Annotated in this window: 10 protein-coding genes; 5 read left to right on the top strand and 5 right to left on the bottom strand. The window is 64.1% G+C overall.

What is annotated here, in order from left to right; genetic code table 11:
* The first annotated feature begins 18 nt into the window (after nt 1-18).
* Together SJI00_RS21800 and lpxH are read left to right on the top strand one after the other, a co-directional pair.
* Nucleotides 19-519, top strand: a complete 501-nt coding sequence (locus tag SJI00_RS21800; RefSeq protein WP_322463756.1) for a peptidylprolyl isomerase — start codon at nt 19-21, stop codon at nt 517-519.
* On the top strand, nt 516-1,259 hold the full coding sequence (lpxH, locus tag SJI00_RS21795) for a UDP-2,3-diacylglucosamine diphosphatase (RefSeq protein ID WP_322463755.1): 744 nt from the start codon (nt 516-518) through the stop codon (nt 1,257-1,259). The genes SJI00_RS21800 and lpxH overlap by 4 nt, the downstream gene beginning before the upstream one ends.
* On the opposite strand, the gene pvdQ is transcribed toward lpxH, so the two are convergent.
* Entirely contained in the window at nt 1,256-3,583 is a 2,328-nt protein-coding gene (gene pvdQ / locus SJI00_RS21790) for a bifunctional acylase PvdQ (RefSeq protein ID WP_322463754.1), read from the bottom strand. The genes lpxH and pvdQ overlap by 4 nt on opposite strands.
* Before the next feature lie 214 nt (nt 3,584-3,797).
* Here pvdQ and SJI00_RS21785 point away from each other — a divergent pair, with 214 nt between their 5' ends.
* Nucleotides 3,798-4,163: a fe2+ zn2+ uptake regulation protein gene (locus SJI00_RS21785; RefSeq protein WP_322463753.1), complete on the top strand. Its 366-nt coding sequence runs from the start codon at nt 3,798-3,800 to the stop codon at nt 4,161-4,163.
* Between the two features lie 132 nt (nt 4,164-4,295).
* On the opposite strand, the gene SJI00_RS21780 is transcribed toward SJI00_RS21785, so the two are convergent.
* The gene (locus SJI00_RS21780; RefSeq protein ID WP_322463752.1) at nt 4,296-4,487 is read right to left on the bottom strand and encodes a hypothetical protein; all 192 of its coding nucleotides are present in this window, start codon (nt 4,485-4,487) and stop codon (nt 4,296-4,298) included.
* A 377-nt stretch (nt 4,488-4,864) separates the two neighbouring features.
* Between SJI00_RS21780 and SJI00_RS21775 the strand changes: the two genes are divergently transcribed.
* Nucleotides 4,865-5,233: a Mor transcription activator family protein gene (locus SJI00_RS21775; RefSeq protein WP_322463751.1), complete on the top strand. Its 369-nt coding sequence runs from the start codon at nt 4,865-4,867 to the stop codon at nt 5,231-5,233.
* Nucleotides 5,234-5,381: 148 nt separating this feature from the next.
* Here SJI00_RS21775 and SJI00_RS21770 read toward each other — a convergent pair whose 3' ends face one another.
* From SJI00_RS21770 to SJI00_RS21760, 3 genes are read right to left on the bottom strand one after another with little or no spacing between them, the layout of a single operon-like run.
* Entirely contained in the window at nt 5,382-9,056 is a 3,675-nt protein-coding gene (locus tag SJI00_RS21770; RefSeq protein WP_322463750.1) for a translocation/assembly module TamB domain-containing protein, read from the bottom strand.
* Between the two features lie 8 nt (nt 9,057-9,064).
* Nucleotides 9,065-10,807, bottom strand: a complete 1,743-nt coding sequence (locus SJI00_RS21765) for an autotransporter assembly complex protein TamA (protein WP_322463749.1) — start codon at nt 10,805-10,807, stop codon at nt 9,065-9,067.
* A gap of 51 nt (nt 10,808-10,858) precedes the next feature.
* A complete protein-coding gene (locus SJI00_RS21760; RefSeq protein ID WP_322463748.1) occupies nt 10,859-11,503 on the bottom strand; it encodes an N-acetyltransferase in 645 nt (214 codons plus the stop codon).
* 159 nt (nt 11,504-11,662) lie between these two features.
* Here SJI00_RS21760 and xthA point away from each other — a divergent pair, with 159 nt between their 5' ends.
* Nucleotides 11,663-12,475: an exodeoxyribonuclease III gene (xthA, locus tag SJI00_RS21755; RefSeq protein ID WP_322463747.1), complete on the top strand. Its 813-nt coding sequence runs from the start codon at nt 11,663-11,665 to the stop codon at nt 12,473-12,475.
* The last annotated feature ends 14 nt before the right edge of the window (nt 12,476-12,489 follow it).

Raw genomic sequence — 12,489 nt, 5'->3', positions numbered from 1 at the left:
GAAATAGCGAGTTCCCGCATGTCCAAAGTCAAACTGAGCACCAACCACGGCGACATCGTTCTGCAACTGAATGCCGACAAAGCCCCGCAGACCGTTGAGAACTTCGTGCAGTACGTCAAAGACGGCCACTTCGATGGCACCATCTTCCACCGCGTGATCAAGGGCTTCATGATCCAGGGCGGCGGTTTCGATGCCAACATGAGCCAGAAGAAAACCCGCGCGACCATCCAGAACGAAGCCGACAACGGCCTGAAAAACGCCAAGTACAGCGTTGCCATGGCGCGTACCATGGAGCCGCATTCGGCTTCTGCGCAGTTCTTCATCAACGCCTCGGACAACGATTTCCTCAACCACAGCGGCAAGAACGTGCAGGGCTGGGGTTATGCGGTGTTCGGCGAAGTGATCGAAGGCCGTGAAATCGTCGACGCCATCGAGAAAGTCGCTACCGGTTCCAAAGGCGGCCATCAGGACGTGCCGGCAGAGGCCGTGGTCATCGAGAAAGCCGAGATCATTGAGTGATACTGCTGATCTCCGATCTGCACCTGCAAGAAGAACGCCCGGACATCACCCGGGCGTTTCTTGATCTGCTCGAAGGTCGCGCCCGCCAAGCCACGGCGCTGTATATCCTTGGCGACTTCTTCGAGGCCTGGATCGGCGACGATGCCATGACGCCGTTCCAGGGCTCGATCTGCCAGGCCTTGCGACAGCTCAGCGACAGCGGCACGCAGGTGCTGCTGATGCACGGCAACCGTGATTTCCTTATCGGCGAAGCGTTCTGCAAGGCGGCGGGCTGTACCTTGCTGCCCGACCCCTGCGTGGTCCAGCTCGGCGGTGAGCCTGTGCTGCTGATGCATGGCGACACCTTGTGCACGGGCGACGTGGGCTACATGAAGTTGCGCCGCTACCTGCGCAACCCGCTGAGCCTGTGGCTGTTGCGGCACCTGCCGCTGTCCACCCGGCAGAAGCTGGCGCGCAAGCTGCGCAGTGAAAGCCGCGCGCAAACACGCATGAAAGCCCGCGATATCGTCGACGTCACCGCTGATGAGGTACCCAGGCAAATGGCTGCCCAAGGCGTGTGCACGCTGATTCACGGCCACACGCACCGCCCGGCGGTTCACCGGCTGCAGGTCAATGGCCAGCCGGCCCGGCGAATCGTGCTGGGCGACTGGGACCAACGCGGCTGGGCAGTACAGGCCGATGAGCACGGCCTGCACTTGTACGATTTCGCCTTCGACCAGGCGGGCACTGCCTGCGCTTAGTGCTCGCCCCCCATCGTTGCAGTGGCTCCAGCTGTCCCGTCCGCCTCGCTGATGCGGTACACCCGATACTGCGGATCAGCCTGGATCTGCGCGTCGGTAAACGGCAGCGGCGCCAGTTGGCGGGCGGCAAAGGCGCGGGTCTGGTCTTCGGCATGGGCCGAGCCCGACTCGCTGGACAGCGAGAACGCCAACAACCCTTGGGCCTCTGGGCCGTGCTCGGTGAAGCTGACCACCTGCAGATAGCTGGTGCCGCTGACGACCCGGCGCTTGCCCGCCGCTACCGGCACGCTGACCATCGCGTTGTACACGCCCAAGGCCTGCGGGCCACCGGCCACCGGCGTGCCGCCCGCTGACTGCTGCACCTGCCCCCAGTGGCTATCGCTGCCGATCCCCTCCTCCTCCACCTGCGCCAGAGACGCCAGCGCCGCCTCCCGCAACTTCGCCCTCACCGCCGCCTGCTCCACCGCCAGCCCGCGTGGCGTGTGCTGAGGATCGGCCGGGTCGAATGCAACGCGCCAGAGCTCAGGCTGGCTGGCCAGCGCTTGGAACAGGTGCTGGAAATGCACGAAGCCTACGCCGCTACGGACCTCGGCCTTGCCATTCCAGGCCAGCAAACTGGCGCACAGCGCGGCCAGATCAGGCTGTACCGAGCTGCACCACTGACGCAGGTCCGGCAAGAACAGTTCGGCCAGGTACACATCGTCGTTCAGCACAAGGTCGCGCAACGCCGCTGCATCGAGCTTGGCCCGTCCCTGCAGGCGGTCGAGCGCAAAGCGGCTGCGCAGCCCCAACGGTTGACCGCTGCGGCTCACCAGCGGCGAAAACCCGGTCAGCGGCTGCGCCGGATTGACCATCCAGGCCGAGTCATTGGAGTTCTGCACGAAGTCCCGACGTTGCAGGCTCGGCAACTGCGTGGTGGGGAAGATTCCCGGCTGCGCCGCCTGTGGGTCGACCTTCCAGGCGCAGGCCTGCCGCGAGCCATCGAGCACGACCAGCGGCTGGTCGCTGGCAGCCGGATCGCTGCAGCTGGCCAGCAGCGACTGGTCAACGTACGGCACGACCGACTGATTCAGGTACAGCGCCTCGCCGCCGGCATCCACCGCCAAGGTGTTGACCCACGGAATGCCCTGGGTCTTGCCGATCGAGCGTTTCAGCGCCTGCAGGCTGTCGGCGCGGTTGATCTGGTACCACTGCTGCAGGACGCGCGTGTTGTCGAGATTGGCGTCGCGCAGGCTGTAGGCATGACGGCTGTCCCAGTCCAGGCGGCCGGGCCATTGCACGACGGGGCCGAAGGCTGAGCTGTAGACCTCACGCTGTACCTGCCGAGTTTGACCTTGCGGGTCTTTGACGGTGACCGTCAGCGTCTGGCGCTGCAGCGGGCGCGACTGGCCATCGAGCAGGTAACGGGTCGGGTCTTTCGGGTCGAGCTGCAGGCGGTACAGCGTGAAATGCTTGGAAGCATCGACCGTATGGGTCCAGGCCAGGTTCTGGTTGAAACCGATGTTGATCATCGGCAGGCCCGGCAAGGCAGCGCCCATGACATCGAGCTTGCCCGCAATGGTCAGGTGCATCTGGTAAAAGCGCAGGCCGCCGACCCAGGGGAAATGCGGGTTGCCCAGCAGCAGGCCGCGGCTATTGGCCGAGCGCTGCGAGCCAACTGCAATCGCGTTGCTGCCCCGTTCTGTCGCGAAGTGCTGCTGGCGCGCCAGGGCCTTGGCGAAGCGTGGATCGACCTGCGCCGTGGCCACCCCTGGTGGCGTGGCACCGACCAGGGCTTCGGCGAACTGCCCGATCCCCCCTTCTGCCAGCAGGCGGCGGGTCAGCTTTACCAGGTCGAGGCTGGTGATGGGCCTGAGCCCTTCGCCGCTGCCACATTCCACCGGCAGGCCCTGCGCGCTGCGTTCGGCCAAGGCGCGGTTGTAGCCGCTGGCATAGCCTTCGAGCAAGGCGCGCACCGTGGCAGGCTGTGCCTGCAAGAACGCGTTGACCGCAGTCGGCGTGTTGAGCCAGGTGAAGAACAGGTCACTGTCGAGGTTGTTGCGCTGTTCGACGGTCGTGCCCTCGCTGCCGAAATGGCGCGAGCGCTCACCGTTGACGGTCAGCACTTCATCGGCCAGCAGGCAGAGGTTGTCCTGCCCGTAGGCGTAGCCGATACCATAGCCCAGGCCTCGCTCGTCCTTGGCCAGAATGTGCGGCACGCCGAAGCTGGTGCGGCGAATCTGTGCGCTGGCGTGATCGCTTGCCGCCTGGGCGTGGGGGGTGAACGCGGCGGCGGCGAGGGCCGCCAGGCTGAGGCACGCCAACGGGCGCGAACGTGGAATCACAGGCACTCCTGATCGATCGAGGGTCATCACGATCAAACGAATGGCCGGTACGGAAAATTTACCCGGCCGCGTCGAGCCACCTCCTCTCACTTGCGAGACGTGGCGAGCGGCATTCAGGATTTATTTTCGCTGCGGGTGCAGTTTTTTCGTTTTCATTCGTCTTACTTAGTTGAGACACACCGATTCAGGACCGTTCACCACAAGGAGTATTCCCATGCACAACCCGACCGCAGATGCTCAGCGGCCCAAACCGGGCAGCCCTGTGTCATCCGCCACCTCGGAGGGCGCGCAGGAGCGACTGGCCAATGATCAGATTCGTGAACTCCTGCGCGTCTATGGCCTGCGCACCAGCCTGATCCGGCTGAAAGTGATCGAGGCCCTGCACGTGGCCGACAGGGACGGTCGTAGCATCGGCGTACGCGGCGTGCATGCGCAACTCGAGCAGTTGGATATTCCACTGTCGTTTCTCAGCGTGCGCGAAGTGCTCAAGCGTCTGTGCACCGAGGGCGTGATCGCCTTGGGCAGCGACAAGTGCTACAGCCTCAATCCACCGGCACGTGCGGCGCTGGAGCGACGTTGAAAGTGACGGCCTGTCAGGACGGCCTGTCAGGACGGCCTGTCAGGACGGCCTGTCAGGACGGCGAATGAGTCAGGCGGGCCAGGCGGAGGGCTGCAACGAGAACGGCCGGTCACAGGAACCGGCCGTGAAGCGTCAGGGCTTTTTGACCTTGCGACGCAGGATCGCGTTGATCACCACCACCACGACCGCAATGGCCATAGCCAGGTACTGGAACGTCTGTTCGCTGATGGTGCCCTGTTTCTGCAGATGGGAGAGGCCCAGCATCAGGCCGATGACCACCAGGATGATCAGAATCGAATACTTCAACCGCTGCACATGTGTCATTGAATACGTCCTTACCGCATCGAAAACCGGAATGTTCGTCAAGCGCGGCGCGCATCATAACGCGATGTGGCGGTTGCTGGCGCCTGTCCTGAGCGGACCGGCGGTGTAGAGAGGGTCGCTGGACCTTGTAACTGCCAGGCAGAAACCAGCACAGATGACCCGGTGCGTGCCGCGATTACCAGGCGACTCTTCCTACGAGCACAGGCCACACTGCCTGCGACTATGACCCCATTATTACTACAATAGGCGGCCCGTTTGGCGCCTAGCGACCCCTCAGACGCTGTTCGACAATTTGCCGGGAATCCGGACCGCCGCTTGCGTGCAGGTGTGTACCGGCCGTTCAGGCATCGAACCAGCCCCCGTCCGAGGAAATCAACATGGAAATGCCAGATCTTTCCCGCATCGACACCCAGCAACTTCCCGAATCACTGCAATCGCTCATCGAGTGCATCGGCATCGAGAATGCCTATACCCTCACCCGCGCCTATGGTGGCAGACCCAAATACATTCCCAAGCACCGCGAGCGCACCCGTCTGGTCGAAATCCTTTCCGACGAGGCGCTCGATGCCTTGATCAAACGGTTTTCCGGCATGGCGCTGGAGATTCCCAAAGTCGATCACTTTCAGCGGCAATTGCGCAATCTGCAGATACAGGAAGAGAGCGCCAATGGCTGCTCACGCAGCCTGCTTGCCGATAAATACGGCCTGAGCCTGCGACAGATCGGCAATATCCGCCGCCAGCACTGACCCCTCCCTCACTGGACCTCTCCAGACATGAAACAGGCAATCAGCCAGGATACGGCATCTCCGATCACTCGCATCCTGGCGCTGTCTGCCGACTGATCCGCCCTTCGACTGGTTAATCCTGCCCTTCTGGCGCCTCTGAGCCAGCCCGTCAAAAGTCCCGTTTGTAGAAGATATCCAGCGAACTGGCCACACCACTGGCTGCCTCCACATAGACCTTCTTGCTGAGCTTGTAGCGCAGAGCGATGGTATTGGCCGGCTCGAACACACCCACGCCATAACGCAGGCTCAAGCGTTCGGTCAGGTTACCGCTGGCAACCACACTGGTAGTGTTACCGCTGCCTTCGGTGTCGAGCTGGAAGTCCTCGATGCCCAAGCGTGTCGCCAGGCTGCCGGTCATCCCCGCACTGCCCGCCAGCCCCAGGCCCAAGGCCGCTTGAGCCAGCATGTTGTTGTCCTCGCCGGTGTTGCCCAGCGGGCGCCCCAGCACCAGATAAGACAACGCCTGTTCCTGGCTCATGGCCGGCTCGGCAAACACGGTGGCGGTCGGCTGTTCGGCGTTACCAGTGAGGCGAATGCCGGCGGTCACGTCATCGACCTGGCGAATCGCTTCGATGTCCAGGTAAGGCTGGGCAATCGGCCCGGCGAACAGCAGCCGCGCGCGTCGAATGGTGAGGCGCTGGCCATAGGCGCGGTAGCGACCATCAGCCAGGTTCAGCTCGCCGCGGGTGTCCAAGTTGTCACCGATGTGCACGCGCCCTTTGAGATCGGCAGTGAGGCCGAAGCCGCTGAAGGCGAGTTTCTCCTGCCCGACCTGCACATCGATGTCCATGGCCATGGCCATGGGCGGCTTGCCTTCTGCAGTCTGCTGGCCAACGATCACCGTGTCGTCCGAGACCTTCACCGTGGACGGTGGCAGTTGGCGAATGGTGATCTTGCCCTTTGGCACCTGCACCTTGCCGACAATCGCCAGCTTGTCGTCGATCAGCCGGATGTTCAGATCAGGTGAGACCTCAAGCTGAGCATAGGGCTCGACGGTGACCGGCAGTTGCTGACCTTGCAGGCGGACATCGACCCCCAGGGCCTGGCCCCAGTTGATCTGCCCGCCGATCTGTCCGCGCCCGGCCTCACCGCTGCGCCAGCCGCCGCTCAAGCGCACCTGCTCACCGGCAATGGCGGCCTGGATCGACAGGTCCTGCAAGCTGATCGGCAACTCGGCGCCGCTCACCTCACCGCCAGTGAGGTTCAGGTTGCCGTTCACCTGCGGCGCCAGCAAGGTGCCCGAAATACGGCCACTGCCATTGAGCTGCCCGGCCAGGCGCTCGACCATCGGCGCGAACGGCCGGGCGACGGCGATATCCAAACCGCTGAGAGTGAAGTCGCCGGAGACCGGTTTGTCTGCGGCTACCGGGTCGATGCGGGCGTTGAGGCTCAGGGCACCCAGGCCCTTGCCCTGGAAGGTCAGTTGCGTGTCGACCCGGCGTGGCGCCAAGGTGCTGTCCAGGCGCAGGGCCTGGTACGGGAAGGCGATCCAACGGTCCTGGTCGCGCAGGCTCAGGGTGCCGCCGCTGGCATCGACACGCACGGTGCCTTTCGGGCCGCTGGCCGGCACGTCGAGGTTGACGTCCGCATTGAGCAGGCCTTTCCAGGCGAAATCCTTGGGCATCCACTGCGCCAGGCTCTCAAGCGGGAACTGCTTGAGGTGATAGCGAATCCGTGGTTCGGGCGCCAGGCGCTGGTCATCCCCACACAGGCTGGCCTGGCCGGAGCGCCAGCAGTGAGCGCCGAAATCGAGCTGACCACTGGCCAGGCGCTTCAGGCTGGTTGGCGCCTGCAGGCGCCAGTCCTGGCCGCCGGCCTGGATGCGGCCGGTGGCCAGACGGCCCCGCCAGTCACCCTTGGCCAGCGTGCCATCCAAAGCCAGGTCGAGTGTGAGCTGCGGCCCGGCGAGGCCGAGCGTCAGCGCCTGCTGGCTGAGGGTGCCCTTGCCAGTGGCGACCAGGGTGCCCAAGGCGGTATCGCCGGCATTGATGGCCGTGGCTTTGAGGTCAATCACTGCGCGCTGGTTGTTGTCGAGGTTGGCGGTGAGGTCCAGGCGCTGGATCCGGTTGGTGTCCTGGGCAAGGTGCTGTCCCAACAGCGTCAGTTTGCCCTGCGGCGCATCCAGGGTGCCGGCGACATCCAGTTGGCCTTTCATCTGGCCTTGCAGGCCCGGCCACAGTTGCCCCAGACGCGGCATGTCGATATCGATGCGCCCGGCCAGGCGCTGCTCCAGGCTGCCGCTGCCGTTGATGCGGTTGGCCCCCAGTTGCACGGCCAGGGCGCCAAGCGTCCAGCGCTCGCCAGCGCCGTTGGCGTCCACCTTGAGCACGGCCGGTTGCCCGCGCAGGCGGCCCTTGAGGTCCAGCTGTGCGGTGAGGTCGAGCTTCTCGTCTCTGATCTGGCCTTTGCTGCGCAGCGGCCCTGCCAAGGTGCCGGGCAGCTGCGCGACCCAATAGGCCGGGTCAAGCGCCGACAATTGCAGGTCGACGTCCCAGGCCAGGGCATCGGCGAACTGCAGGGCGACGCTACCTGCCGCCTTGCCTTGCCCGGCGTTCATCAGCAGCTTGGGCAGGCGTACCTGCTTGAGGTCGCCCTCGAACGGGCTGGCCAGGCTGAACGCGCCGGCCGGGCCATCAAGGTCACCGTTGAACTGGCCGGTGTAGGTGCCATCGACGTAGGTGACCTGTGCCGTGAGGCGCTTGAGCGTGACCTGCGGCGGCTGCTCCATTGGGTACAGGCGCAGCCAGGGGAAGTCGAACCAGTCGAGCTTCGCGTCAGCCTTCAGGCCCTCTTGCCAGTCGGCATTGGCCTGCAGGGTGAGGCGTTGCTTGTCGTTGGCGGTCAGATCCAGGCCCTTGAGTTGCGCACCCTTGGCGTCGGCGCGGCCCGTCAGCATCAACGCGATGGGGCCTTTGTCGGCCGGCAACCGAGCCGTGCCGTTCAACGCGAAGCCGTCTTTCAAATCACCTGTAGCATTGAGTTGCAAGTCATTGAATTGCAACGTATCTGGTACGCTCTGACTGGGTTTGAATGCGTTTGATCGAATCTGCACCGTGGCCGGGAGGTTCTCGGCCAATGCCTGCACCTGCCCGGTCAGGCTGGCGTCGAGATAGCCTTGGGTGGTGGCGTTGATTGCCAGGGTCTTCTGCAGGTCGCCGGTGAGGTTCAACTGGAGCTGCAGCGGCTTGTCGTCCACCGGCGGCAACTGCACGCTGCCGCTCAGTTGCAAGGGCCAGTCGCCGCTGGGTTGCACCAGGCCTTGCAGTTCGGCGCGCATGTCTTCGCGTTGCACTTGCAGACGATCGATGCGCAGGCCCTCAGTGGTCCAGTGCGCGGCCAGTTGCAGGTCGCCGAGCAGTTCGTTGCCGTCCAGGCGCAGTTGGCCGACCTTGAGTTCACCCACTTCGATGGACAGGGGCAGGTCGAGCTTGGGCAGTTGCAGCGGGCCGCTGTCCGGGTCGGGCTCGCTGGGCGCGAGTGCCAGGTCGATGCGTTCAGCCTGCAGCCGCTCGATGCACAGCGCAGAGCGCAGCAGGCAGGCCGGCGTCCAGTCCAGGCGCGGGGCCTGTACGACGACACGGTTCTTGCCGTCGTCCCACACCAGCTGACTGGCCTGCCAGTGCCCGCCGAGCTGGCCTTGGAACTCACTGACCTGCAAGCCGGGCACCAGGCCCAGTGCCCAACGGCTACCGGCCTGGCTGCCCAGCACCGCGGCCAGGGCAACCAGCACCAGCACGATCACCCCGACCAGCACCAGCGAGCCCACTTTCAGCGCGATCTTCACCCCTACCCTCACAGTTCAGGCCCCATCGAGAAGTGCAGGCGGATACCGCCGTCGTCGTCCAGCGCCTTGGCCAGATCAAGCCGCAGCGGGCCGATCGGTGACACCCAACGCACCCCGAAGCCGACGCCGGTCTTGAGGCTGCCCAGGTCGAGGTCGTTGAAGGCATTGCCCTGGTCCACGAACGTCGCCACGCGCCATTTCTCCGTCAGCGAATACTGGTACTCGGCGCTGGCCGCCACCATGTAGCGCCCGCCAATGCGGTCGCCGTCGCCGTTCTTCGGCGACAAGGTCTGGTAGTCGTAGCCACGCACGCTCTGGTCGCCACCGGCGAAGAAGCGCAAGGAAGGCGGCACGTTCTTCTTGTAGTCGTTGGTGGCGCTGCCGCCGAACTGCACACGGCCGAGCAAGCGGTGATTCTGCGCGACGGTGGTCAGGCCCTTGAGGGTAACGTTGCCGTACAGCAGGTTGGAATCCGAGCCCAGCCCCTCCTTGGCTACCTTGCTGTCGAACTGCACGCGGTAGCCATTGTGCGGGTCGATGCGGTTGTCGCTGCGCAAGTAGGCATAGCTGATGCCGGGCATCAGCAGGTTGCTCAGGCCCGCATCGTCGCCGAGCTTGTATTCCTCACGCTGATACTTGAGGGAAATCACCCGCTGCCAGCCGCTGGGCAACTTGCTGTGCCATTCGGGGCCGACGGTGAGCAACTGGCTGACGGTGTCGGTGCCGGCCAGCTCTTCATTCTGATAGCCACCGGCAAAGCGCAGTTTATCGGTGAGCGGCGGGTCCAGCGGCACGTCGTACCACAGGCCGACGTTCTGTCGCGGCGCCGACAGCTCGGCTTCCCAGCCGTAGCTGTGGCCCTGCGGGTTGACCCAGTGGCGGGTCCAGTTGGCTTTGCCGCGCGGGCCTACGTCAGTCGAAAAGCCCAGGCCCAGGCCCAGGGTGCGTGGCTTACGGGTTTCCAGGTTGACCGCCACGGGCACCTGATCGTTGACCGCTGCGGTAGGCGCGGCATCGACCCGGACCCCTTCGAAGTAACCGCTCGATTGCAGGTCGTTGGTAAGTTCGGCGACCAGCTGGGAATCATACGGCGTACCGGGCTTGAACGAGACCATGCGCTGCAGCAGGTCGTTGTCGAGCACGGTATCGCCATTGAAGCTGACCGCGCCCAGGCGGTAGCGCGGGCCGCTCTGATAGACCAGTTCGATATCGGCAACGCCGGCACGCGGATCGACGGCCAGACGCTGGCGGCTGAAGCGACCGCTGAAGAACCCGTAGCGCGAGGCCTGGTTCTGAATCAGGCTCTTGGCGTCTTCGTAATAGCCATGATTGACCGGCTGGCCTGGGCGCAGCAGCTTGCTGTCGGGCACTCGAAAGGCGGCCATTTCGCTGGCCGGCCCTTCGATGCGCACAGTGACGTTGCGCAGGCGCACGGGCTCACCGGGCTGGATCGACAGCACCAGGCGCGGCGATGGGTCGGCCGCGCTCGCAGGCTGCACCTCTGAGGCAATCTGCGCCTGGTAATAGCCCAGGGCCTGCGCGGCTTTGCGCGCCTGCTCCTCGGCCCCGCGACTGAAACGCAACAGCGCGTCTTCGTCGCGATTACCCAGGCTACCCACATAGCCCTCGATGTTCGCCTTCAACGCCTTGTTGGCCGGTTTTACCCGGACCACCAACTCGCTCTGGCCCCATGCACTGAAACTGGCGACCCAGATGACCAGGCCCCAGGTAACTCTTCCTGAATAAATCATGCGCGGCATGCTACCAGAGGCGTGTGTCGATGAAAGCGCTTTGGCCAACGCTCATGTCGGTGCAGCGAGTGACGAGGTCGGTGCCGGGTGGAAAAACACCTGCTCACTGACGGGCCCCACGGGCACTTCGCCAAGCATCTGGTAGTTCAGCCGCTGCAAGAAGAGCATGGCATGGGGGTTGCTCGTATTGAGCACTACGCCCTCGGTTTGCGGGTCTTCGGCGCACCAGCTATGCACCACTTGCAGCAACTGGTTGGCGTAGTGCTCGCCCTGGAAGTCAGGGTGAATTCCCAACAGTGGCAGGACATGCACCTGGTCGCTGGGCAACCAGGTCGACAACGCACCCTGGTAGTCGAGATAACGGCGCGTGCTGCGCAGGCCCGCGCCGAGGATCATGCGCAGGCGCCAGGCCCAGCTGTCCGCCACGCCCAACCGGCGCTGGGGTGGCACGATGAGCGCCACGGCGACCAGGCGGTCTTCGACAAGCAGGCCAATTGCCGGCAGGTTGAAATTGAAATGCTGGCGTACCCATTCTTTGATCACAGCCTTCAGGCGGCGCTGGTAACCGGCGCGTTTGGCGTCGAACAGGTAGGTGTAGGTGGGCTCTGGTGCATAGGCTTGGAGCAGCAACGCACGCACTTCGCGGGCAAAGCCGCCGTCGAGCATGCAAACCTGGGTTTCAGACGTCGTCGTCATGGCGGATGGAGCTCCTGGAATGGCCGTTTAGCCTTGGAGGCGTGCCGCTTCGCTTCGTTCACCCGCTCGCGCTGCGGCGGCTCGATGCGCGGCGCTGCGCTGGTGATCGGGGGCTGAGTCCGCTAGCATCCGGCCTTTTACCAGGGGTCAGCGTTTCCCATGAAAATCGTCTGTTTCAACATCAATGGTCTGCGCGCGCGCCCGCATCAACTGGCTGCATTGATCGACAAGCACCAACCTGACGTCATCGGCCTGCAGGAAACCAAAGTCAGTGACGAGCAGTTCCCCCTGGCCGACATCGAGGCGCTGGGTTATCACGTGCATTACCACGGGCAAAAGGGCCATTACGGCGTGGCGCTGCTTTCGCGCCAAGCGCCGCTGAGCCTGTTCAAGGGCTTTGCCACTGATGAGCAAGACGCCCAGCGACGCTTCATCTGGGGCACCTTCGCCGATGCCAATGGCACGCCGATCACCATCATGAACGGCTACTTCCCCCAGGGCGAAAGCCGTGACCACCCCACCAAATTTCCGGCCAAGCAACGTTTCTACAGCGACCTGCAGGCGTTGCTCGAAGGTCAGTTCAGCAACGATCAGGCGGTGATCGTGATGGGTGATGTGAACATCTCACCGGAAGACGCCGACATCGGCATCGGCCCGGACAACGCCAAGCGCTGGCTGAAGAGTGGCAAGTGCAGTTTCCTGCCCGAAGAACGGGAATGGATGGCGCGCTTGAAGGGGTGGGGGCTGACCGACAGCTTCCGTTACCTGCATCCGCAGGTCAGCGACCGTTTCAGCTGGTTCGACTACCGCAGCCGAGGTTTCGAGGATGAGCCCAAGCGAGGCCTGCGCATCGACCTCATCATGGCCTCACACGGGCTTTTGCCACGGGTCAAGGATGCTGGGGTGGATTACGAGCTGCGGGGTATGGAGAAGCCGTCGGACCATGCGCCGATCTGGTTGGAACTGAGCTGACCCCCGAGCGGATG

This window comes from Pseudomonas gebzensis, assembly GCF_034427815.1.
In the GTDB taxonomy this organism is placed as follows: Bacteria; Pseudomonadota; Gammaproteobacteria; order Pseudomonadales; family Pseudomonadaceae; genus Aquipseudomonas.
Note: the sequence above shows the minus strand (reverse complement) of the source record. Positions and strands in the feature narration are given on the sequence as shown.